The organism is Bradyrhizobium sp. HKCCYLRH3073, from assembly GCF_051167995.1.
GTDB lineage: Bacteria > Pseudomonadota > Alphaproteobacteria > Rhizobiales > Xanthobacteraceae > Bradyrhizobium.
This window is the reverse complement of record NZ_JBNPUD010000004.1, coordinates 130,625-154,788: the sequence shown is the minus strand read 5'-3', so window position 1 is coordinate 154,788 and position 24,164 is coordinate 130,625. Positions and strand designations below refer to the sequence as shown.

Here is a 24,164-nt window from a genome sequence, read left to right as displayed (position 1 = left end):
CTTTACGGGGTCACGCTCTCGCCGAGCCATTGGATCGCGGCGTCGAGGCCGCCGCGGCCGTGCGGGATCTTCAACGCCACCAGCGCCATTTCGATCACGCCGAGCGTGCCCAGCACCATCGGCGCGTTGACATGGCCCATATGGGCGATGCGGAACGCCTGGCCCTGCAGGTCGCCGATCCCGGTGCCGAGCACGACGCCGCACTGCTCCTTGCAGTAGGTCTGCAGCACCGCCGGATCATGGCCGCCGCCGACCAGCACCGTGGTCACGGTGTTGGAGCGCTCGGCGGCGTCTGCGATATTGAAGCCGATCACCTGGCCCTCGCTCCACTTCGCCACCGCGCGTCGCACGGCCTCGGCGAGCAGCTCATGGCGGCGGAAGGCGTGCGGCAGCCCTTCGTCGAACAGCATGTCCATGGCCTGGCGCAGCGCGAACAAGAGATGCACCGGCGCGGTGCCGCCATATTTGCGATAGTGCTCGGTGCCCTCGCGCTCGCTCCAGTCCCAATAGGGCGTGCGCATGTTGGCGCGCTTGTGCGCCTCGAGCGCGCGGGCGTTCGCGGCGACGAAGCCGAGACCGGGCGGCGTCATCAGGCCCTTCTGCGAGCCGGACATCGCGACGTCGATGCCCCATTCATCCATCTCGAACGGCATGCAGCCGAGCGAAGCGACGGTGTCGACCATGTAGAGCGCCGGATGGCCTGCGGCCTTGATGGCGCGGCCGATCGCCTCGACGTCATTGACGACGCCCGACGCCGTATCGATCTGCGCCACCACGATCGCCTTGATGGAGTGCTCCTTGTCGGCGCGCAGCCGCGCCTCGACCTCGGCCGGCCGCACCGCGCGGCGCCAGTCGCCACGGAGCACTTCGACCTCGGCGCCCATCGCGCGTGCCGCATTGCCCCAGCCGATCGCGAAGCGGCCGCTCTCCAGCACCAGCACCTTGTCGCCGCGCGCCAGCACGTTGGAGAGCACGGCCTCCCAGGCGCCGTGACCGTTGGCGATGTAGATGTAGGTCTTGCCCTTGGTCGCGAAGAGACGGCCGAGGTCGGACATGATGCCGTCGGTCAGCTCGACCATCTGCTTGGAGTAGATGTCGAGCGCGGGGCGGTGCATCGCCTGCAGCACCTCGTCGGGCATCGTGGTGGGTCCCGGGATGGCCAGAAACTCCCGGCCCGCGCGAACGGTCATTGTCAGTGTCCTCGGCGATGTGGTTTGGCGGTTGAGGGTGGTGATGGGCTCTCGCACACGGCCGGCCCAGCGCCGTTTTACGTGGCGGCGCCGCATAAGAAAAGCCGGAGAACCCGGGGGGCTGTCATGCCCCGGCGGGCCGGCGCGGCGGGGCTCAGCGCCGGGTCTCGCGGCAGCCGGCGGCCTCGGCCTCCTCGACCGAGCAGAACCAGCGCGTGCCCTTCGACACGTGCATCTTGATCTGCGCGTACCAGCGGCTCTTCTGCGTGTGATAGATGCATTCGCCGGCGCCGTTGACATTGCCCTTGATGGTGCAGTCCGGCGAGGGCGCGACCGGGCCCGAAGCCGAGGCGAGCAGGATCTTGCGCGCGCCCTCCGGCGGCTTGGTGGCGCCGAGGATCGCAGTCTTCTTGTTGCGTACGCGCCAGTCCCATGGCGCGATGAACGCGCCCTGCCACATGCCGGCCTTGGCGGCTCGCGCCTCCGCCTCGTCCGGCTCGTAGTCATGCGAGAGGGTGCGATAGGCCAGCGCCCAGCCGCTGCGCACCAGCCATTTCTGGATGTCCTCGCCGTCGACGTCGCAGCGCGCCACCTGGCGGCCGCGGCGATCGATCGAGCGCGGATGACAGGTCCAGCTCTTGCCGTCCGCGTGCTTGATCAGTTCGTCACGCGCGGCCACGCCGCAGGTCCAGCGCTCGCCGTTCTTGTTGAGGCAGAGCTGATCCACGGAGGGCGCGTCGATGCCGCCGAGCCGGATGCGGGTGGCCCCGATCGTGATCCCGTCGGCCTCACGGATCTTGGGAATCCCGGTGATGTCGGCCGCGGACGCGACGGAGGGCAGCAGCAGGAGGAGCGCGAGCAGGGCTGGTTTCATCGACATCAACGGGCGCGGGTCGTCCTTGGGGATGGGCAATAGCAGCGATAGTGCGGCGGATCGCCCGCCAGTTCCAGCGCCGCGATTGCCTGAGTCGCTCAACTTCGCGCGATGGCGGCCGAAAGTAGGAGCCGAGCTATGGCCAAGGCGTCGCTCTGCTCCCCTCCGCGCAAGGGGGAGGGGAGCACACTGCCCTTGCCGCCGAGATCGCGCTCGATCAGTTCACCGCCACCCGCCGGGCCAGCGCCAGGCCCATCAGCACAAACGCGGATGTCACCTCGGGGCCGCCGACCAGGATGCGGGTCGGGGTCTTCATCTTGTTCCATTCATAGGCGCGGTACGGATGGCGCCGGCCGCCCTCGCCGAACGACGTCACGATGCAATGCACCGCCGGCGCGAAGCTCGCTGCGGCGCCGCCGAGATGGCCGAGCGCGATCAGCGCCAGCGCGGCGTCGAACGGATTCATCTCGCGGCCGACCAGTTCGTCCTCGACATAGGCCAGCACGCGCAGCCGAATGAGCTCGAACGCGCCGTCGGGATCGATCGCCTGCCGCGCCGCCGGTGGCAGCGCCATGAAGGCGTGGTAGCAGCGGCCGAAATAGGCGCAGTACAGCTCCGGCAAATAATAGATGTGCGAGCGCGGATCGGCGAAGGCGCCGCTCAGCACCAGCCGCTGCTGGAAGCCGACGATCCGCCTGACGACGTCGAGCCTCGCTTGCGTCTCCAGGACCTGCCAGCGCTTGAGATTGCGGAACGAGACCTCGAGCACGTCGAGATTCAGCGTCGGATCGAGATCGTTGCCGTAGGGCCGCTCGCCGGCCAGGCTGTCGATCCAGGTCGCGACGCCGCCTTCGTAGTCGACGTTGTCGTTGATCGGCACCGTCACGCGCGGCTCGTTGCCGCCGGCGCGCACCTGGTAGCCGGCGTAGAAATCCAGCAGCGGCTGGCTCAGCATCGGATCGTCCGATCCGGCCTGCGTCGCCGCCGAGAACGAGCATGCCGTGGTGTCGCAATCCGGCACGTAGACGCCGAAGCCGAGGTCCTGCTTGATCTGGGTGAAGAAGCGCGAGAACCGCGGATGCGGATGCGGCGCCAGCGCGGTGACGACGTCGTAGCTCTTGCCGTCGGCGCCGCGCACCTGCTCGCGGCTGATGGTCAGGCAGAACTCGACCATCGCCGCGATGGCGCCGCGCGCCGCGCTCGTCTGCTCCGATGAGGCGAGGCCGGTCTCCAGATAGCTCAGCAGCGCCTCGGTGAAGAACGCGTCGTAATACGCCGAGCGGTGGCGGATCTGCACCGGCTCCCACATCGGCTCGGCGATGCCGCGCCACGGCGGATTGATCACCGCGGCCGCCGGCGAGCGCGCGATGAAGACGCGGGCGAGGTTGAACAGCAGGGTCGAGTTCTTGTAGCCGCGCGCGTCGAGCCCCCGCAGCGCCATCTGGACCTCGGAGCCCTTCATGTCGGGATCGCCGATCAGGTTGAAGGCGGCATAGGTCGGGATGAAGCCATTGCGGCTGAACGAGCCGAGCAGGTCGGCACCGCAGGCCCGGATCACCCGGTCGATCTCGCCGGCCGGCGGCATGGCCGCCGCCGCAGTCCGGCGCGGCGGGGCAGGGTGGTGCAAGGCGATGCTGTCGACGAGATCGGCGACCGGGCGGCCGACCTGCTCCCAGTCCGGCGTCGGATTGTCGCGGGCGAGAACCAGCGCGTCGCGCAGCGCATTGAGGCGAGCGGGATCGTTCAGCTCGGGCAGGCCGGCACGGCGCAGCAATGCGCGCAGCGCCGGGTTCCCCAGCGCGGTCCGGTAGAATTTCGACAGATGCGGGTCGCCGCTGCCGGGCCGGCGCAGGATGGGGTCGCAGACCTCGTACAGCGAGGGCCCATCCTTCCGGGCCGTCAGTGCGCGACAGGCCGCGCCGGCGAAATACTGGAAACTCAAGCGAGGACTCGCGGGTTGTCGGAGGCGGGACGAACGGCATGCGCTGCTCGAAACGCCCCACAAACGGCGCGCCGTGCGCATGCATGGGGCAAACTGACACGCTCGACCGCCAAAGACAACGTGACGGCGGTCACGGCGCGGGAGGCGGATTTGGCGGCAATGTGGCCTCCCGGCGGTCCGCCCAGGGCCGTTTGGAGATCGCCGCCATGGTTAAATTTGCGTTTCTCTTCAAGTGCTTGAAAAGTCAATGGTGTTCCGATGTTGCCCTGGGTGCTCGTTCGGGTTAATCCTTTCTTCGTTGCGGCGCCGCAATTTGCGCGCATTGGGACGACACATCGTCTCGCAACCCCTCAAACCTCAGAGGCGCCAGCGCGACCAAAGGGTGCACCCCTTTGGCATCGACGGGCAGGCTCGGACCAGGATTGACGTGATGACCGCAAGGCAGCCTTCTCTTTCCCGCCGATCGGCCGTGATCGCCGCCGCGCTTCTCTGCACGGTGTCGCTCGCGATCGGCGCGCATGCTGCCCTCAACAAGCGTTCGCTCGAGGCGCCCAAGGCGGCCGCCTCCGAGCAGAGCAGCGTGGCGACCGGCAACGGCGCGCGCCTCGCGCTCGTCATCGGCAATGGTCACTATCCCGATGCGAATGCGCCGCTCGTCCAGCCGATCAACGATGCCCGCGCGCTGACCGGCGCGCTGCGCCGCGACGGCTTCGATGTCGATGTCGTCGAGGATGCCAATAAGGACGACATGACCCGCGCGGTCGAGCGCCTCAAGGCCAGGATCAAGCCCGACTCGGTGGTGATGCTGTTCTTCGGCGGCTACGCCATCCAGGCGGGACGCGAGAGCTACATGATCCCGGTCGACGCCAAGATCTGGCGGGAATCCGACGTGCGCCGCGAGGGCACCAGCATCGAGCGTCTGCTCGATACGGTCCGCGAGCAGGGCGCGCGCGCCAAGCTGGTGGTGATCGACGCCTCCCGCCGCAATCCCTATGAGCGCCGCTTCCGCGCCTATTCGCACGGCCTCGCGCCGATCAACGCGCCGGCCAATGCGCTGATCCTGTCGTCGGCGACGCCGGGCAAGGTGTTGGACGATCCGAAGGGCCAGAACAGCGTGCTGGTCAGCGAACTGCTGAACCAGCTCGGCAGGAGCCCGAGCGCCGAGACCGTGTTCAACAAGACCCGCAACGCCATCGCCCGCAGCTCCGACGGCGAGCAGGTGCCGATGGTGTCGTCCTCCCTGGTCGAGGACATCCGCTTCAGCGCCGACGTCGCCAACGCCGGCAGCTGAGGCCTGGGGTTTCCATCTCTCGTTCAACGCGTCTGACGCTCAGAGCGCCTGAGCGTTTGCCCCCCTCTCACCAAGCTGACGGTCAGCTCCCCTCCCCCTTGCGGGGAGGGGTTGGGGGTGGGGGTCCACGGGCGCCGCGCGTCGTTGGCTTGAGCCTTTGCTGCAAACATCCTGCTTTGGCGGATGCGGGAGCGATCCCTCCCGCATGGCGCTGCCTTGGATCGCTGAAAACCTCCCAGGAGCGGGCTCGCAAATCACGTCGAGCGCGACTCGGAGAACCCCCACCCCCGACCCCTCCCCGCCAGGGGGAGGGGAGCCGACCGCCACTGGCGCGACCTCCCCATTTCATCCGTTCCGCAGGACTCGGCCGCCGCCCTCAATTGCTCGCCATCACCGGCCGCACCGGGTCGCCCTCGCGCAGCAGCGCGCCGGCGCGGGCGACGACGACGTCGCCCTCGGCGAGGCCGTCGCGGATCTCGACCTGGCCGCCGGCCATCAGGCCGATTTCGACCCGCTTGGTCTCGATGCGCTGGGCGCGCACCACCTGCACCACGGTGCCGTCCGGATCGTACAGCACGGCGGTCAGCGGCACCGCGACGCCGCAGCTCTGGCCGATCTTGATCACGGCGCGCCCGAACGAATTCACCAGCAGCCGCGCCGTGCCGTTGATGCCGATGAAGGCCTGGCCGAGCTGGCTGTTCGGCTCGACGGTCGGCGCCACCCTTCGGATCTTGCCCTCGACCTCGCCGGCCCCGACGATGCGGATCCGCGCGGTCTGGTTGACCGCGAGCTTGCCGAGCTGCGCTGATGGCACCAGGCCGACGAGATCATATTCGTTGCGGGCGAGAATGGAGAACAGCGCCTCGCCGCGACCGGAGGCGAAGGCGCCGATGGTGGCGCTCGACGACAGGATGGTGCCCGCGACCGGCGCCTGGATCATGATCGTGCCGCCCTCGGGCGGGGTCAGTCGTGCCAGGTTCTGTCCGGCCGTGACGGTGTCGCCGGCGTCGACCAGCACCTCCGCGACCTTCAGGCCGGGACGGTCGGGCCTGACGGCGGTCTCGTTGCGCGCCAGCACCATGCCGGACACCTCGACCGTGTTGTCGAAGCAGGCCTTGGTCGCCTTGAGCACGCTGACCGCGGCGCCCTTCGGCGCGCTGTCGTCGGCTGCCAGCGCAGGCTGGATCAGGGCCAGCACGCCGGCCGCGGCCAATAGCGGCATCTGGCGCATCGTGGCAATTGCGGCATGTCGCATGCGAAACCGATCCTCGCGAACTCACGTCAATTGAACGGCTGAAGTCGGGATAGCAGACGTGCAGCCGCCGGGCCAGCCGACCCGCGTCCCTGGTAGTCGCGCCAGCATGCTGCGACGTTCAGCGGAGGACCCCCGAACTTTCTCGGCAGGGTCCACGTTGACGCTGCCGAATGTCGGCCATCTCTATTTGGGACTCACGATCATGCTTCGGCTCTGGATACCACTTCTGCTCTGCGCCGCCCTCGTCACGCCGGCGGTCTCCGCCGAGCTCACCGCCGACGCCGTCAACGGCGCGGAGCTGCGCAAGCGGCCGCCGGCCGAAGAGAAGATGGACCCGGTGGCGATCCGCGCCCAGGTGCTGCTCGATCGCGCGCGTATCTCGCCCGGCGAGATCGACGGCCGCTTCGGCGACAATGCGCGCACGGCGCTCGCCGCGTTCGCGCGCGCCAAGGGGCTTGCCGGTGATGCGAAGCTGACGCCCGAGCTGTGGGACGCGCTGCTGCGCGGCGACCAGGCGCCGGCGGTCGTTCCCTACACGATCACCCGCGATGACGTGAAAGGGCCGTTCCTGAAGAAGCTGCCGCAGCACATGGAGGACATGAAGGACCTGCCGGCTCTCGGCTACACCTCGCCGCGCGAGGCGCTGGCGGAGAAATTCCACATGAGCGAACAGCTGCTGTCGGCGCTCAACCCGAAGGCCAGCTTCGACAAGGAGGGCGAGCAGATCGCCGTCGCCAACGTGATCCGGCCGGACGAGAAGGCGCCGGAGATCATGCGGCTCGACATCAGCAAGGACGCCGGCACGGTGCAGGCATTCGACAAGGACGGCAGGCTGGTGGCGGTGTTTCCGGCCACCGTCGGCAGCGAGGAGAAACCGACGCCCGACGGCACCTTCAAGGTCACCTCGCGCGATGCCGATCCCAACTACCGCTACAATCCGGACTACGAGTTCAAGGGCGTCAAGTCGCGCAAGCCGTTCACCATCAAGCCCGGCCCGAACAACCCGGTCGGCGCCTATTGGATCGGCCTGTCGGTCGGCAACGGCTACGGCATCCACGGCACGCCCGAGCCGTCCAAGGTCGGCAAGTCGGAATCGCACGGCTGCGTCCGCCTGACCAATTGGGACGTGCGCTTCCTCGGCGACCACCTGTCGAAGAAGGCGAAGGTGGAGCTGCATTGAGCGGGCACCGTTGCCTGGCGAAGCTACGCCATCATCCCGGCCGAACGACGTGACCCGGCTCGATCCACACCCACCGCCGTCATCCCGGCGAACGCCGGGACCCACAACCCCAGGGAGCGGTTTGAGGCAGGCCGGTCATTGACAGTTCGCCCATCGCGACCGCCGCCGCGTATGAGTCTCGGGTCGGCATCGCAACCACGCGATCGCGCGTCGCTACTTGCTCGGGACGGCGAGTGGCGGAGTACAGCAGCATCGCTGCAACGACCAATTCACCGCGTATGGTGGGCAAAGCGCGCAGCCATCGTGCGTGTCGCGAGGACGTGCCAGCGCCTTTGCCCACCCTACCGGCCGCATCGTCTTTCCTGCGCGCCGCGGCGAATTTAACGAGCAATGCCAAGCCGATCGGGCCTGTCCAGATCTTCCGATAAAAAGAATTCTCTTGCGCCGTCGGGCAAATCAGGTGGAGACTTCCGCCCGTCCCGCCTCATTGAAGAGGGGCGCTCGCGAACGTCACGACGCGTTGGGGTGGGATGCGATGGCCGCGAGATGGCGCAGCGTGCTCAATGCATGCCGACGTACGCCATGCCGCGGACGGTGAAGTCGCAGGGTCCTGACCTCCCGACGCTGAGGTCCGCGCAACGTGCGTGATGCGCGCGTTGTCGCCACGGTGGCAAACAAGCCGGTCACCGGGGAGACTGCGTATAAATCGTAAAGCCATCGCGCAGGGAGGGCCGGGTCGTTCCGGCTGTACCTGTGGTTCTGCCGCCTGCATTTTTTCTCGCAGGCGGGCCGCAGGCCTCAGCCGAGGCCTGGCTCTCCCTGCGCCCTCTCACAAAAGAGGGTGTCCCGATGATCACAGCTCGGACGCAAAACGCGCCGCGAGAACGCGGACCTGCAACCGCGTGGGCTGTTTGATAATTACATCAGAACAACAGGTCTCCGCCGCTACGTCGCAAACGACCGCGACGGTGCGACATGCAGCGCATAGACGTCGAGCTTGTCGCTCACGCGAGGATACAACTCGGTCACCAGCGGATCGTGCCCTGGGATGAATCGATCCGGATGGCCGGCGAGGCGTTCGATGATCTCCCAGCCCTGCGCCATGTCGCCGATGTTGTAGACGATCGGAAACGGGCTACGGCGCTGCAGATTGGCGTAGTAATGCGCGGCGTCGGAGGCGAGCACGACGGGGCCGCGCGCGGTGTCGACGCGCACCACCTGCAGCCCGTCGGAATGCCCGCCGACCCGGTGCACGGTGACGCCGGGCGCGACCTCGCCGTCGCCGGCGTGGAAGGTGACGCGGTCGCCATAGACGTGGCGCACCATCGTGGTGACGTGCTCGACCGTGAACGGGTAGCGCAGCATGCCGTTGCACATGCAGCGGCCGGTGGCATAGGCCATCTCGCGCTCCTGCAGGTGAAAGCGCGCGTTCGGGAAGCGGTCGAGATTGCCGGCGTGATCGTAGTGCAGATGGGTGACGATGATGTCGCGGATGCCGGCGGCGTCGACGCCGAACGAAGCGAGCGCATCGATCGGATCGCGCGTCAGGGTGCGGTGGCGGATCTCGGCCTCCGCGGCGTTGAAGCCGGTGTCGACCAGGATGTCGCGCCCGTCAGTGCGGATCAGCCACACGAAATAGTCGAGGTCCTGCGCCGTGCTGTCGTGCGGATCGGGCTGCAGGAAGTTCATGTGCGGCGTGCGCGGCGACATCGTCGCATAGCGCAGCGCGTAGATCTCGGTGGCGTTCCCCATGATGGCCTTCTCGTTGGTTGGGCACGGCAACCATCGAGCCATCGGCAGGCATCGAGGTCAATCGCATCGAGGTCAATCGCGGCGCGCGTCGAACCGGACGGTGCGCTGCCGCGACACAGCGTGAGGCATCTCACATTGCAAGACATTGGGATCGTTGCATGGTGCGCTCGTGTCATGGCCCGCAGCCCGCAACAGGCGCCTGCGGGCGGTCGCTGCCTCAGACGATTCTTCAACCGCTGCAATCGGTTGACGGACCGTCACGGCGATTTGATAATGCCTGACGCGTGGGATATGGTCGCCGCGGCGCAAGCTGGACGGCGCCTGATTGCTGACCGCTGGACCGCCATCGTGATGACTTTCCGCCTGCTGCTGCCGCTCGGCCTGATGTTCTCCGTCGCGTTCTCGGCCGTGGTCTCATGGCCCGCGCGCGCGGCCGGCGACCGCTTCGCCCTGGTGATCGGCAATGCGAAATATCCGGATGCCGAGGCGCCGCTCAAGGAACCGGTCAACGACGCCCGCGATCTCACCGACGAGTTGAAGCGCGACGGGTTCAGCGTCGAGACGCTGGAAAATGCCGGCGGCGACGCGATGCGCCGCGGCCTCGACCGGCTTTATGGAAAGATCAAGCCGGGCTCGGTGGCGCTGCTGTTCTTCTCCGGCTACGGCATCCAGTCGAGCCGGCAGAGCTACATGATCCCGGTCGACGCGCAGATCTGGCAGGAGGCCGACGTGCGGCGCGACGGCATCGGCCTCGAGCAGGTGCTGCAGGAGATCAACAGCCGCGGCGCCGGCGTGAAGATCGCGCTGCTCGATGCCTCCCGGCGCAATCCCTATGAGCGCAGGTTCCGCACCGCCTCGGCTGGGCTCGCGCCGGTCATCGCACCGAGCGGTACTTTGGTGATGTACTCGGCCGCGCTGTCCGCCGTCGTGTCGGATAGCGGCCGGGATCACAGCCTGTTCGTGCAGGAGCTGCTGAAGGAGATCCGCGTTCCCGACCTCACCGCAGAGGAGACGCTGAACCGCACCCGCGTCGGCGTAACCCGCGCGTCGCGCAGCGAGCAGGTGCCGTGGATCTCGTCGTCGCTGGCGGAGGACTTCTCCTTCGTGCCGGGCAATGGCGGCGTCAGGCCGCCGCAGGCCGAGAGCAATGCCGCGCCGATTCCGGCACCACCTGTCCCTGCGCCGACCCCGACGCAGGTCGTGGTGGCACCGCCGGTGCCGTCGCCGCTGCCGCCGGCTCCGCCCGCGCCGCAGCCGACGCCGGTGCAGAAGGTGGATACCCCACCGCCCGCGCCGGTTGCTCCGGCGCCGCCGGCGCCCGCGCCATCTCCCGTGATCGCGAACGTGGCGCCCGCCGCGCCTGCTGCGCCAGCGGCCCCCGCCGCTCCGGCGGAGGATGCGTTTGCCGACGATCCCACGATCAAGAGCCTGACCGCCAAGATCGCGGCCAATCCGGAGGATGCCGGCGCGCTGTACCGGCGCGGCCAGGTGTATGCGAGCAAGGGCGCCTACGCGCAGGCGATCCGCGATTTCGACGACACCATCCGGATCAATCCGAAGGACGTCGAGGCGCTCAACAACCGCTGCTGGGCGCGCACGGTCGTCGGCGAGCTGCAGCCTGCGCTGCGCGACTGCAACGAGGCGCTGCGGCTGCGGCCGAATTTCGTGGACGCGCTCGACAGCCGCGGGCTGGTCAACCTCAAGAGCGGCGCGGTCAAGAACGCCATTGCCGATTTCGATGCGGCGCTGAAGATCAATCCGCGCCTGACGTCATCATTGTACGGCCGAGGTCTCGCCAAGCAGCGTAACGGCGCCGCGCAGGAGGGCGCGCTCGACATCGCCAACGCCAAGGCGATGGACCCCAACATCGTCCGCGAGTTCGAAGCTTACGGCGTGCGCTGATTTGTTGCGCGCGTCGGCCGGCCGGCTCGAACCATGCGGCAGGCCGGACCGACATAACAGCGAACAGCCGGGTGTCGCGTGTGGGCGCGGCGGAGACCGGGACGATCAGTTCGCGTGAGGAGGGATTGGCAATGACCGCACCGAAAACGAATTCGACCATGACCGCCGGCCTTACGGCTCTCCTGGCCGCGACGGTCCTGAGCGCAGCCGCGTCGCTCGTCGCGATGCCGGCCTTCGCCGCCGATGACGTCAGCGAGGATCAGATCGTCCGCGCCCTGGCCGGGCAGAAGAAGCCGCTGACCCGGGGACTGTCGATGTCGCCGCCGTCGGAGGCTGCGCCCGCGGTTTCGCCGGAGCAGGACAAGTTCCTGCAGAGCATTCGCGGCCGCTCGACGCGGTCGCTGTCATCAGCCGAGCGCGAGGAGATCGCGGCGGTCGCCAAGACCAAGCCGAACATCGATCTCGAGATCACCTTCGACTACAACTCCGCCAACATCAGCCAGAAGTCGCTGCCGTCGGTGCAGGCGCTCGGCCGGGCGCTGACCAACGCCGAGCTGAAGGGGTCGACCTTCGTCGTCGCCGGTCATACCGATGCCGCCGGTGGCGAGGCCTACAATCAGGACCTGTCCGAGCGCCGCGCCGATTCGATCAAGCGCTATCTGGTCGAGAAGTTCGGCATCGCCGGCGCTGACCTGGTGACGGTGGGCTACGGCAAGAGCAAGCTGAAGGATCCGAGCCAGCCGCTCGCCGAGGTGAATCGCCGCGTCCAGGTCGTCAACATGCAGAGCAAGACGGCGGCGGCCAAGTAGCGCCGCGTCCATCAAGCGCCGTCGGAGGTCGCGTGGCCGGAGATCGAGGTGGCCGGATGCGTCCCGCAGGATTGCGGGGCGCATCGCCTTGTCGGAGCGTCCCGCGCCAAATTCGCAGCATCCATAACCCGCATCTCGCGCCGACCGGATCCCCCTGCCGATGAAGCTGCCAAAATCCCTTAAAACCGCGGCCAGCGCGGTGGTCTTCGTGGCCCTGTTCGCCGGCTATTACTGGTACGAGCATCGTCCCCATCACACTGCCGAGGAGCCGCCGATGCAGGCCCAGGTGCTGGTGACCAAGGCGGTGAAGGCCTGCTTCTCGGATCTCGTGCGCGTCACCGGCTTCGTCGTGGCCCGCCGCGAGGCGGTGGTCGGCGCCGATCAGGAGGGATCGCGGGTCATCGACGTTCTGGTCAAGGAGGGCGACACCGTCACCGAGAACCAGGAGCTGGCGCGCCTGACGCCGCCGCCGCAGCAGCCGGGAGCGCCGGCAGCGGCCGCGAGCCGGCCGGTGCCGCTGCGTGCGCCGGCGTCCGGACTCGTCACCGAGGTGCGCACGATCGCCGGTGCGCCGGCCTCGCCGCAGGCCGGCCCAATGTTCCGCATCGCCGTCAACAACGAGCTGGAGCTCGACGCCGAGGTTCCGAGCGTTCATCTCCTGAAGCTCGGCACGGGCGCGCCGGTGCGCATCACCCGTGACAACCTTCCCGACATTGTCGGCCGCCTGCGCGTGGTGGCGCCGCAGGTCGACCGGACCACCCAGCTGGGCCATGTGCGCATCGCGCTGACCAGCAATCCGTCGCTCAAGCCCGGCATGTTCGCGCGCGCCAATATCGATGCCCGGCGGAGCTGCGGCGTCGCCGTGCCCAATACGGCGATCGATCATCTCACCATCCAGGTCGTGAAGGGCAACACGATCGAGACCCGCCGGGTGCGGGTCGGCCTGGTGTCGGATACGTCGAGCGAGATCCTCGACGGGCTGACAGAGGGAGAAATCGTGGTGGCCGACGCCGGCAGCTCGCTGCACGATGGCGACCAGATCAAGACCATGTTTGCCGAAGACATCGATCGCACGCGGGTACGCTGATGGCACTGAATATTTCGGCATGGTCGATCCGGAACCCGCTGCCGTCGATCCTCTTCTCCATCATCCTGCTGATCCTGGGCTGGATGAGCTTCACCAAGCTCGCGGTGACGCGGCTGCCGAACGCCGACATTCCGGTGATCTCGGTCGCGGTGGCGCAATTCGGCGCGGCGCCGTCGGAGCTTGAATCCCAGGTCACCAAGATCATCGAGGACGGCGTCTCCGGCGTCGAGGGTGCGCGCCACATCCAGTCGCTGATCACCGACGGCCTGTCGGTGACGACGATTACGTTCGCGCTGGAGACCAACACCGATCGCGCCATCAACGACGTCAAGGACGCCGTCACGCGGGTCCGGTCCGACCTGCCGCAGAACGTCACCGAGCCGCTGATCTCGCGCGTCGACAAGATCGGCCTGCCGATCGTCACCTATGCGGCGATCTCGCCGGGCAAGACCCCGGAGCAGCTGTCGTTCTTCGTCGACGACGTGGTCAAGCGCGAGCTGCAGGGCGTGCGCGGCGTCAGCCAGGTCGAGCGCATCGGCGGCGTCGAGCGCGAGATTCTGGTCTCGCTCGATCCCGACCGTCTGCAGGCCATGGGCCTCACCGCCGTCAATGTCAGCCAGAGCCTGCGCGGCACCAATGTCGACGTCGCCGGCGGCCGCGCCGAGATCGGCAAGAACGACCAGGCGATCCGCACGCTTGCCGGCGCCAAGACGCTGAACGAGCTGTCCAACACGATGATTCCCTTGTTCGGCGGCGGCGAGGTCCGGCTCGCCGATCTCGGGACGGTCACCGACACGATCGCCGATCGGCGCACCTTTGCGCGCTTCAACGGCGAGCCGGTGGTCGCGCTCGGCATCAAGCGCGCCAAGGGCGCCAGCGACGTGGTCGTCGCCGCCGCGGTCCAGAAGCGCATCGACCAGGTCAGAGCCGCCCATCCCGATGTCGAGCTGAAGCTGATCGATACGTCGGTCGATTTCACCAAGGGCAATTACGAAGCGGCGATCTCGACCCTGTTCGAGGGCGCGATCCTCGCCGTCATCATCGTGCTGCTGTTCCTGCGTGACTTCCGCGCCACGATGATCGCGGCGATCTCGCTGCCGCTGTCGATCTTTCCGGCCTTCTGGGCGATGGATATTCTCGGCTTCTCGCTGAACATGGTGTCGTTCCTGGCGATCACGTTGTCGACCGGAATTCTGGTCGACGACGCCATCGTCGAGATCGAGAACATCGTGCGCCACATGCGGATGGGGAAGTCGCCCTATCGCGCGGCGCTCGATGCCGCGGACGAGATCGGGCTCGCGGTCATCGCGATCAGCCTCACCATCATCGCGATCTTTGCGCCGGCCAGTTTCATGTCCGGCATCGCCGGACAGTTCTTCAAGCAGTTCGGCATCACCGTCTCGGTGCAGGTGTTCTTCTCGCTGCTGGCGGCGCGCTTCGTCACGCCGATGCTGGCGGCCTACTTCCTCAAGCACCACGACCATGACGATCCGCCGCCCGGATTCATCCTGCGTGCGTATCAGCGCATCGTCACATGGTCGGTGAAGCACTACTTCATCACGGTTCTCCTGGGCATCGGGATATTCGCGGGCTCGATCTGGAGCACGACCCTGCTGTCGCAAGGGTTCCTGCCTGCCCAGGACGCCGCGCGATCGCTGCTCGCGATCGAGCTGCCGCCCGGGGCGCAGCTCGCCTACACCGAGAAGGTGACCGAGGACATCGTCGCGCGCCTGCGCAAGCGGCCCGAGGTCCGCAGCGTGTTCGTTGACGGCGGCCGGCTTCAGGGCGCGATGGAGGTTCGCCGCGCCGGGATGATCGTCAACTACACGCCGAAGACCGAGCGCAAGATCACCCAGAAGGAGCTCGAGCTCGAGATCACCAAGGATCTCGAGAGCATTCCGGACATCCGCTTCTGGTTCACCGACGAAAATGGTCTGCGCCCGATCAAGCTGGTGCTGACGGGCTCGGATCCCAAGCTGGTCGACAACGTTGCCAGCGAGCTCGCGTCGCAGATGAAGCGGATTCCGATCATCTCCAACGTCGTGTCGGACACCTCGCTCGACCGGCCGGAGTTGCGGGTGCAGCCGCGCGCCGACCTGGCCGCGCGTCTGGGCGTGTCGACAGAAAGCCTGTCGCAGACCATCCGCGTCGCCACGATCGGAGATGTCGGTCCCGCGCTGGCGAAATACGATGCCGGCGGCCGCCTCGTCCCGATCCGGGTGCAGCTCGAGGATGCGGCGCGCAGCGACGTCAAGATCCTCGAACAGTTGCGGGTGCCGCTCGGGCAGTACGGCGAAAAGGGCGGTGTGCCGCTGGCGGTGGTCGCCGATATCAAGCTCGATCAGGGCCCGACCAGCATCAGCCGCTACGATCGCGGGCGGCAGGCCACCGTCGCGGCCGACCTCGTCGGGCTTGCGGCGCTCGGCGATGCGACCAGGCAGATCGACGAGCTGCCGGTCAGAAAGAGCATGCCGGCCAGCGTCAAGCTGATCCCTTCGGATGATGCCGAGAGCCTGAACGAGCTGGCGTCCGGCTTCATCACGGCGATCACGGCAGGGCTGATGATCGTCTACGCCGTGCTGGTGCTGCTGTTCGGCACCTTCCTGCAGCCGATCACGATCCTGTTCTCGCTGCCGCTGTCGATCGGCGGGGCGATCGGCGCGCTGATGCTGACGGGCAAGCAGCTCACGATCCCGGTCTATATCGGCATGATGATGCTGATGGGCATCGTGACCAAGAACGCGATCATGCTGGTCGAGTTCGCGGTCGAAGCGATTCATGCCGGTGTCAGGCGCGACGAGGCGATCATCGACGCCGGCATGAAGCGGGCCCGTCCGATCGTGATGACCACGATCGCGATGGTCGCCGGCATGATGCCGAGCGCGCTCGCGGTCGGTGCCGGCGGCGAGTTCCGCTCGCCGATGGCGCTCGCGGTGATCGGCGGCCTGGTGTTCTCGACCGTGCTGTCGCTCTTGTTCGTGCCGGCGATGTTCCTGGTGATGGACGATGTCGGCGCGTTGTTCGCCCGCCTCGGCCGCAAGCTGATCGTCTCCTCCGGCGAGACTGCCGACGAGGCGCAGTCCGGCCATGGGCCGGAGGCGGGGCATCAGCCAAAGCCGCCGCCGTCGGCGATGTCGCCGGCTGCGGAATGAGATGACGTGCTGGTACGTGCTGTTTCAGTTCGCGGTCGAGGGCGTACGGCGGCGCGCGCTGAGATCGTGGGCCACGTTCGGCGCGCTGTCGACTGGCGCGGTGGTCTCAGGCGGAACGATCAGGGCAACGAAGCCCTGGCTCGCGCCCTCCAGGCCGAACAGCTTGGTCCGGAGCGTGAAATCGGCCCGTACCGAACGTCGCGCCTGCGCTGCCGCGGCTTGCATGCCGGAGATGCAGGAGGTGTCGGTGTCGTAGCACAGCGCCGCCCAGCCCTGCGCAGTCAGCTCTTCCGACGGAGGGTGCAGCTCGTGCGGGTGCACAAGCGCCATTTCATAGTGCGGGTGGTCGGGACTGTAGAACGCGGCGGCAAAGGCGAGGCCGTCATCGCCGCCGACGGCGACAAGGGCTCCGTTCGACGCCGTATGCCACAGGCGGTCGAGCTCGGTCACGGCCGGCTCGTAGAAATCGCGGCCCTCGTTCAACGGAACGTAGTTCCGGTACAAGGCATGGAAGGGCGCTACGACTGTGGCCGCGAATGCCGCGATCGCGATCGTCGCAGCGGCGAGATTGATCGTGACGTCGCGGGGAGCGTGATAGCTCGCGCCACACACGATCACGATGACGAACAGGAAGACGCCCTGCAGGCCCCAGAGCGGCGGCATGTCGGTGCCGAACACGATCGAGACCAGCGCGGGGAACACCACGGTCCCGATGCTGATCATCGCCAGCAGCCGGAGTCCGGGGTCGAGGCTGAGCGAATCGTTCAGCACGCGGGTGGCGCGGGGCCGGGTCATGGCGAGCCATATGAGGCCGGGGATACCGGCGATGCCGGCCATCGCCAACAGGAAGCCGCTGCCCTCGACCAGGGCGGCCGAGGCGGTCTTGCCGACGTGATGCTCGATCGCATGCGAGAACGGCTGGGCGCCGGTCGTGGCGAGCCAATAGATATGGGGGGCGAGCGCGACCAGGCCGGACAGCGCCGCGATCCAAGGCGCGGACGAGGTGAAATAGGCCCGACGCTCGCCGTGGCACAACGCCGCGACCGCAAAGCCCGCGATCAGGAAGACCGAGTAGTACTTGCCGAGCATGGCGAGTGCCGCGGTCAGGCCGGCCGCGACGGCCCAGCCGACGTGACGTGTCTCGAACGAGCGCAGGAAACACCAGGTCGCCAGCGGCCAGCTCGACAGCAGCACGGCGTTGGCGTTGAAGCGTTGCGCGTGCAGTTGATAGACCGGCAGCAGCATGAGCAGCAGCAGGACGACCAGGCGCTTGTCACCGCGCGCGAAACGCCGGGTGATGAGGTCGACGGCCCAGAGGCCGACCGCCGCGTTGGTCAGCGCCAGCAGGTTGAACGACCAGTTGGTCAGCGGAAACACGGTGGTCCAGGCCCGCGCGGCCCAGCCCATCAGCGGCGGATGCTTGGTCGAGCCCCAGTCGAAGCTGCGTCCGAGCGACCAGGTCTCGATCACATCCTGATGGAGATCGCCCCCCAGATAGGCGACCGAGAAATACACCATCCAGACCGCGACGAACCCGACGATCAGGGCCGGAACGGCCCAACCGTCCTCCACGGCGTCGATCCAGATCGTGAGAGCTCTGCGCCACCGGCCTACCGAACCACTGGCCTCGATCGCGATCGCCGGCAACGCAAGACTCATGACTTCGCTTCCACCACGCTTGTCTGGCGCGCAAAGCCCCACCCCGCGCACCGTCCGTGCGCGAGCCCGTGGAGTTCATCGCTGCCGGATTGAACCCTGTTAGAACTGTTAAAAAGAGTTCATGTCGCAAATTGTGAGGCGTGGTGGCCCAATTGCGATCATCTTTGGCCGATGCTGATACGAAACGATGCACGACGGGCAGTTCCCGCCATGGACTGGACCCGCAATCGACAAATTCGCGGTGAACGACGCTGCGCGCTTGCCGCGCTCGGCCAACTAATCGTTGCGTGCGATCGTGTTCAGCCTGGTCAGGTCATGCAGCAGGATGCGGCCGCGTTGCAGATCCAGGATCTTGTCCTTGCGCCAGGCCTGCAACTGGCGGTTCACGCTTTCGCGCGCCGCGCCGACGAAGACGCCGAGCTGTTCCTGCGAGATGTGAACCTCGGAGCCGAAATCCTCCGCCAGCGCGCACAGCCGGCGTGCCAGCCGCACCGGCAGCGGCTGCAGCACGGATTCCTCCATGCGCTCGCTCTGCCAGCGGATGCGCTGGCACAGCAGCTGAATGATCCTGATCGCCACCTTGGGCTCGCGTTCCAGGAAACTGAGGAAATCCTCGCGGCGGAGCACGAACAGCTCGGTTGCTTCACCGGCGGTGGCGTCCGCCGTGCGCTCCTGCCCGTCGAGCACGGCGACCTCGCCGAACAGATCGCCGGGCCCCATGAAGTTGAGCGTCAGCCGGCTGCCGTCAGTGGCACCGGTCTCGATGCGAATCTGGCCGCGCCGCACCCCGAACAGGGCATTGCCGGGGTCGCCCTTCTGGAACAGTACCTCGCCCGACGACAGATGCTGAGTGTGGCAGAGGCCCGAGATTCGCTGCAACTCGTCCGCACCGAGGTCGGCGAACATCGGGTTCATCTTCAGAATGACCGCAAATTCGGCCTGCTTGCTCATCACTATACCTTCGGCAATGGTTCAAAGCCTCAGTTACAGAAACCCCCCGGTCGGAAGTGTGTCATAAGTCACATAATGACGCACGGGCTTCCGACTATTTTGGTCGCGCTGGGAGCGGTCTTCGTTCCGAGAAAATTTCGGATTGAACCGGGTCGGCATTGCCGCACGCTAACCGGTGGAGACCGCTCGCGCCTCGCGCTTGGGACATCGACATGAAGGCATTGAAGATCGCAGGCGGTTTGATTGGCGCCGTCATCGTCGTGCTGGCTCTGGCGCTGGCTTTTGGACTTCCGGCGAGCTTCCTTACGGTGGCCATCCAGGACCGCGTCGAACGTGACACCGGCTATCGCCTGAGCATCGCCGGCTCGGCAAGCGTCAGCCTGTGGCCGTCGCTGCATGCAACCCTGACGGACATCACCGTGCAGGATCCGAAGGAGCGGGACGGCAACAATCGGCTGACGATCGGCAAGCTGCAGGCTGACGTGGCGCTGTCGAGCCTGTGGTCCGGCCGGCCCGACATCGGCGAGATCATCATCGACAAGCCCACACTCTATCTGCCGCTGCTGCGCGAGCGGCTGCGGGATAATGCGCCGCGCAGCCGTGCCTCGGCGAAGCCAGAAGCGGCGCCTGCGGCCCGGATCGAACGGGTCACCGTCAGGGACGGCGCCGTCATCCTGTCCAACCCGCGCGACCGCGTCGAGAATCGTCTCGAGGGCATCGGCGCGACGGCGTCTCTGTCCGATGGCAAGGTCAAGATCACGGGTACGGCCCGGGCCGGCGACCGCCCGGTCACGTTCGACGTCACAGCGCCGGCGCCGGCGCTGCCGATTGACCGCCAGACCCTGCCGGTCGAGTTCAAGATCGACGTGGCCAATGCATTCCGCGGCGGTCTTGCCGGCCGCGCCGACGTTCGCCTGAATGGCCCGGTGGTGATGATCAACGGTCTCAGCGGAACGCTCGGCGATGGCGATTTCAACGGCTGGGCCTCGGTCGATCTGGCGAGCAAGCCGCTGGTGAAGGTCGATCTCGACGTTCGCCGGCTCGACTTGGGAGCGCCTGCCGCGCAGGGCCCTGCCGGCGCGTCGGGATGGAGCACGGCGGCAATCGACTTGCGCGGTCTCAACTACGTCGATGCCCGTGTGAAGCTGTCGGCGACGGACGTCGTTCTCTCCGGGGCCCGCCTCGGTCCGCTCGATCTCGAAGCCTCGCTGGCCGGTGGCCTGCTGAAGGCGACCATCGCCAATCTCGGCGCCTATGAGGGGCAGGCCAGTGGCGAGGTCGTGATCGACGCCTCCACGGGCAATCCGGCCTATGCGATGCACTGTGATCTCGTCGGCATCCGGGCGCTGCCGCTGCTCTCTAACGTCGCCGGATTCGACAAGCTCGATGCGCGGATGCAAGGCAAGCTCGCCTTGCGCTCCAATGGCGCCAGCCAGCAGGCGATCATGAGCAACCTGAGCGGCTCGGCGTTCCTGTTGTTCCAGGACGGCGCGATCCGCGGCATCAACGTTGCGCAGATGATCCGCTCATTGACATCCAATCCGCTGTCGGGATGGCAGGATTCGAAGGAACTGACGACCGATCTCACGCAGCTCTCGGCCTCGTTTCAGGTCGAGCGCGGGCAGGCCGCCACCAGTGACCTCAATTTGGTCGGACCGCTGGTCAAGGTCGCCGGTACGGGGACGATCGATCTGGGCAATCGGGCGCTGGCGATGCGGGTCGAGCCGAAGCTCGTGATGACGACCGAGGGCCAGGGCCGCACCTCGGAGCCGATCGGCCTTGGGATTCCCGTCGTCATCGACGGCCCCTGGAGTCAGCCGCGCTTCTACCCCGACATGGCCGGCATCCTCGACAATCCGGACGCGGCCTACGCCAGGCTCAAGCAGATGGGCCAGGGCCTGTTCGGCAAGGACGGAGCCGGGCTGAACAATTTGATCAACGGCATCGGCGGCCTGATCGGAAATTCTGCGCCCACCGGTGCTGCTGGTCCGAACGGCGCGCCGTCAGCGGCAGCCCCGAATGGGCAGGCCCCGGCCCCCGGCCAATCCGACCTGCTTGGCGGCGATCTCGGATCGGCGATCGGCAATCTGATTCAGCAAGGACTGCAGGGCGCGTCGCCGCCCGCCAAGAGCCGCGGCCGTACGCTGGTTGCGCCCCAGGACGGCGCTGTTTCGCGGCCTCCGGGCGACGCCGGCCAGGGCGCGGCAGAGGCCGCTCCCGCCGAGCCCTTGCAGGACGGTGCCCAGGACAGCCAGCCGATGAACGACGTTCTGAAGCGCATCTTCAATAGGTAATATATGACCGCTACCGGCCGAGTCCGCGAAGGATGTCCCCCGAGCGGTGGATGCAATTCAGGGCCAGCCGCACGATAACGAGGCGCGCGAGCGCGCGCGGCGTGGGCGCCGCTGTGCATGCCATTCTGTGCTAAACGGATGCCGGCGACGGATCGTCTCGCACCCGAGCGGTCCCGTCTCCGAGGTGTTGCTGCCGCGAGGACGGCAGCGGACGCGCTTGTCCGAGGCTGACCTCGGCGATGATGCGCGTGAGGGGTCCGGATGAGCGAGGTCGAGAACAGAGGCTGGTCGTTGCGGCAGGGCCTGTTCGCCAAATACGTCGTGTCGCTGGTCGGGCTCGTCGTGTTCGTCCTGGCCGTGAACGGCGCGACCGAAACCTGGATCAGCTATCAGTCCACCAAGGCGAGCCTGACCGCCGCCATGGCCGAAAAGGCCGACGCCAGCGCCCGGCGGATCGATCAGGCGCTCTCGGATCTGCAGCGGCAGATCAGCTGGGTGACGCGGGCGAGCGCCAACACGCTGGAGCTGCGCCGCGCCGACTATGTGCAGCTGCTGAGTCAGGCACCGGCCGTGCGGCAGTTGTATCAGCTCGACGGACAGGGCCGCGAGCAGCTCAGGGTATCGCGCACCTCGATCTCGTTCTCCTCGGGCAACGACCTGTCGCGCGATCTGCGCTTCACCGACACCGTCACGCATGGAAGCAGCTTCTCGGCCGTGACCTTCAAGGGCGCGCAGCCGATGATGTCGATCTCGGTCGCGCATTCCGGCTTCAATGCCGGTGTGACCGTGGCTGACATCGATCTCGACTTTCTCGAAGACTTCATGACCGAGGCACAGGTCGGCAAGGTCGGCACCGCCTACGTGGTCGATCCGCGCGGCCAGGTGCTGGCGAGCTCCGCGAAAGGGCCGGCCGTCGGCCAGGACCTCGCCAAGCTGCCGCAGGTCGCGGCGGTGCTCGCGCCGGATGGCCAGCCGCTGGCCTCCGGCGCGGACAGCGCCGGGCACGCCGTGCTCTCGGCGGTCGCGACGCTGCCCAAGCTCGGCTGGTCCGTGTTCTTCGAGCAATCGACGGCGCACGCGCTGGCGCCGATCCGGGACCAGCTGTTGCGTGGGGCGCTGTTGATCGCGCTCGGTCTTTCCGTGGCGATCCTCGCGGGCTCGCTGCTGGCGCGCCGCATGCTCGTTCCGATCACCGCATTGCGCGCCGGCGCGCGCAAGCTCGGCGCCGGGGATTTCGCCCAGCGCATCGAGGTCAAGACGCATGATGAGCTGGAGGAGCTCGCCGATCAGTTCAACAGCATGGCCGGCCAGCTCGCGCAGTCCTATGCCGTGCTGGAAGCCAAGGTCGAGGAGCGGACGCGCGATCTCGCTCAGTCGATCAATGAGCTGAAGGTGCTCGAGGAGGTCGGACGCGCGGTGGCCTCCTCGCTCGATCTCAATGCCGTGCTGCCGACGGTGGCGGCGCGCGCGCTGGAGATCACGCATGCCGATGCCGTGCTGATCTATTCCTACGATGCCACGGAACGCCGCTTCAGGCTGGTGGAGGCCAAGGGCGTCGACCGGGACGGCGCGCACAATGTGCTCGACGAGCGCACGAGCCTGCTCTCCGATTCCGTGCGCAGCGGCGAGCCGATCGCGATCGCCGAGCTTGAAAGCGCACCCGATCACCCGCTGCGCGATGTCGCCGTCGCCGCCGGCTTCCGCGCCGTGCTGTTCACGCCGCTGGTCGATCAGCAGGGCGTGCTCGGCGCGCTGGTGGTGCTTCGGCGGGCGGCCGGCACGTTCCCGCCGAACCTGATCGGACTGATGCGGACATTTGCCAACCAGGCCGTGCTGGCGATGCGCAATGCGCGATTGTTCACCGAGGTCGACCAGAAGGGCCGCGAGCTGGCGCTGACCCACGCCACCGTGCAGCAGCAGGCCGCCAAGCTCACCGAGCAGACCGAGCAGTTGCGCGAGTGGAACAAGTCGCTCGAGGAGCGCGTCGAGAAGCAGCTCGCGGAGATCGAGCGGATCAGACGGCTGGAGCGCTTCCTGGCGCCGCAGGTGGCCCAGATCATCGCGTCGTCGGATGGTCACGAAGCGCTGCTGGAAAGCCACCGCCGCGAGGTCACGGTCGTGTTCTGCGATCTGCGCGGCTTCACCGCGTTCACCGAGACCACCGAGCCCGAGGAGGCGATGAACGTGCTGCGCGAATATCACGCCGCGCTCGGCAAGCTCATCTTCAAATATGAGGGCACGCTCGATCGCTATGCCGGCGACGGCGTGATGATCCTGTTCAACGCGCCGATCCCGTTCGAGGACCACACCACGCGCGCGGTGAGGATGGCGCTCGAAATGCGCGAAGAGATCGGACAATTGACCGAGCGCTGGAAAAACCGCGGCCACAGCCTGGGGTTCGGCGTCGGCATTGCGCTGGGATATGCGACGCTCGGCCAGGTCGGCTTCGAGCACCGGCTGGAATATGCCGCGATCGGCAGCGTCACCAATCTCGCCTCGCGGCTGTGCGACGAGGCCAAGGCGGGACAGGTGATCGTGTCGCGTCGTGTCTACGGCGTGGTCGAACAGTCGGTCGACGCCAGGCCGATCGACGACCTGCATCTGAAGGGATTCAACCACCCGGTGCTGGCGATGGAGATTTTGCGCTGGCGGGGAGAGGGTATCGACGTGTTGGACGTCCCAGCGGAGCCGCGGCGTTCGTCGGCGACCAACAAGTAGGGTGGGCAAAGGCGCCTGGGCGGTGCTTGTTGCTTGGCAGCAGTCTCACGCGCCGCGCCCACCGTCTCAATCCGACGAAGAACGGCGGGCACGCGCCGCCTCCGGCGG

The 24,164-nt window shown here is 67.3% G+C and carries 15 protein-coding genes; 8 read left to right on the top strand and 7 right to left on the bottom strand.

The annotated features are described in order from the left end of the window. Positions 1–2 precede the first annotated feature (2 nt). The 3 genes from ACQR1X_RS11695 to ACQR1X_RS11685 form a co-directional block, all read right to left on the bottom strand. On the bottom strand, positions 3–1,190 hold the full coding sequence (locus ACQR1X_RS11695) for a pyridoxal-phosphate-dependent aminotransferase family protein (protein ID WP_434847380.1): 1,188 nt from the start codon (positions 1,188–1,190) through the stop codon (positions 3–5). A gap of 154 nt (positions 1,191–1,344) precedes the next feature. Next, positions 1,345–2,070: a thermonuclease family protein gene (locus tag ACQR1X_RS11690; RefSeq protein WP_434885464.1), complete on the bottom strand. Its 726-nt coding sequence runs from the start codon at positions 2,068–2,070 to the stop codon at positions 1,345–1,347. A 211-nt stretch (positions 2,071–2,281) separates the two neighbouring features. Beyond that, on the bottom strand, positions 2,282–4,006 hold the full coding sequence (locus ACQR1X_RS11685; RefSeq protein ID WP_434898880.1) for a hypothetical protein: 1,725 nt from the start codon (positions 4,004–4,006) through the stop codon (positions 2,282–2,284). A gap of 430 nt (positions 4,007–4,436) precedes the next feature. On the opposite strand from ACQR1X_RS11685, the gene ACQR1X_RS11680 reads away from it, so the two are divergent. Further along, the gene (locus ACQR1X_RS11680; RefSeq protein WP_434898879.1) at positions 4,437–5,297 is read left to right on the top strand and encodes a caspase family protein; all 861 of its coding nucleotides are present in this window, start codon (positions 4,437–4,439) and stop codon (positions 5,295–5,297) included. A gap of 376 nt (positions 5,298–5,673) precedes the next feature. On the opposite strand, the gene ACQR1X_RS11675 is transcribed toward ACQR1X_RS11680, so the two are convergent. Further along, on the bottom strand, positions 5,674–6,552 hold the full coding sequence (locus ACQR1X_RS11675; RefSeq protein ID WP_434898878.1) for an efflux RND transporter periplasmic adaptor subunit: 879 nt from the start codon (positions 6,550–6,552) through the stop codon (positions 5,674–5,676). A gap of 202 nt (positions 6,553–6,754) precedes the next feature. Between ACQR1X_RS11675 and ACQR1X_RS11670 the strand changes: the two genes are divergently transcribed. Further along, positions 6,755–7,732, top strand: a complete 978-nt coding sequence (locus tag ACQR1X_RS11670) for a L,D-transpeptidase family protein (protein WP_434899029.1) — start codon at positions 6,755–6,757, stop codon at positions 7,730–7,732. A 945-nt stretch (positions 7,733–8,677) separates the two neighbouring features. On the opposite strand, the gene ACQR1X_RS11665 is transcribed toward ACQR1X_RS11670, so the two are convergent. Continuing rightward, entirely contained in the window at positions 8,678–9,484 is an 807-nt protein-coding gene (locus ACQR1X_RS11665; RefSeq protein WP_434863667.1) for an N-acyl homoserine lactonase family protein, read from the bottom strand. Between the two features lie 351 nt (positions 9,485–9,835). On the opposite strand from ACQR1X_RS11665, the gene ACQR1X_RS11660 reads away from it, so the two are divergent. The 4 genes from ACQR1X_RS11660 to ACQR1X_RS11645 all read left to right on the top strand — a co-directional run bounded on the left by ACQR1X_RS11660 (position 9,836) and on the right by ACQR1X_RS11645 (position 16,434). Further along, positions 9,836–11,386, top strand: coding sequence for a caspase family protein (locus ACQR1X_RS11660; RefSeq protein WP_434899028.1), 1,551 nt, complete (start codon positions 9,836–9,838; stop codon positions 11,384–11,386). A gap of 131 nt (positions 11,387–11,517) precedes the next feature. Continuing rightward, entirely contained in the window at positions 11,518–12,195 is a 678-nt protein-coding gene (locus tag ACQR1X_RS11655) for an OmpA family protein (RefSeq protein ID WP_315801727.1), read from the top strand. Between the two features lie 160 nt (positions 12,196–12,355). Next, on the top strand, positions 12,356–13,282 hold the full coding sequence (locus ACQR1X_RS11650; protein WP_434898877.1) for an efflux RND transporter periplasmic adaptor subunit: 927 nt from the start codon (positions 12,356–12,358) through the stop codon (positions 13,280–13,282). Further along, on the top strand, positions 13,282–16,434 hold the full coding sequence (locus ACQR1X_RS11645; protein WP_316179242.1) for an efflux RND transporter permease subunit: 3,153 nt from the start codon (positions 13,282–13,284) through the stop codon (positions 16,432–16,434). Before ACQR1X_RS11650 ends, ACQR1X_RS11645 begins: the two co-directional genes overlap by 1 nt. Before the next feature lie 24 nt (positions 16,435–16,458). On the opposite strand, the gene ACQR1X_RS11640 is transcribed toward ACQR1X_RS11645, so the two are convergent. Both ACQR1X_RS11640 and ACQR1X_RS11635 read right to left on the bottom strand, forming a co-directional pair. Then, entirely contained in the window at positions 16,459–18,093 is a 1,635-nt protein-coding gene (locus ACQR1X_RS11640) for a glycosyltransferase family 39 protein (RefSeq protein WP_316179244.1), read from the bottom strand. A gap of 276 nt (positions 18,094–18,369) precedes the next feature. Then, the gene (locus tag ACQR1X_RS11635; RefSeq protein WP_316179246.1) at positions 18,370–19,044 is read right to left on the bottom strand and encodes a Crp/Fnr family transcriptional regulator; all 675 of its coding nucleotides are present in this window, start codon (positions 19,042–19,044) and stop codon (positions 18,370–18,372) included. 212 nt (positions 19,045–19,256) lie between these two features. Here ACQR1X_RS11635 and ACQR1X_RS11630 point away from each other — a divergent pair, with 212 nt between their 5' ends. Both ACQR1X_RS11630 and ACQR1X_RS11625 read left to right on the top strand, forming a co-directional pair. Continuing rightward, on the top strand, positions 19,257–21,338 hold the full coding sequence (locus ACQR1X_RS11630; protein WP_315801722.1) for an AsmA family protein: 2,082 nt from the start codon (positions 19,257–19,259) through the stop codon (positions 21,336–21,338). Between the two features lie 261 nt (positions 21,339–21,599). Then, complete coding sequence (locus ACQR1X_RS11625; RefSeq protein ID WP_434874075.1) at positions 21,600–24,056, top strand: adenylate/guanylate cyclase domain-containing protein; 2,457 nt, start codon at positions 21,600–21,602, stop codon at positions 24,054–24,056. Positions 24,057–24,164 lie beyond the last annotated feature (108 nt).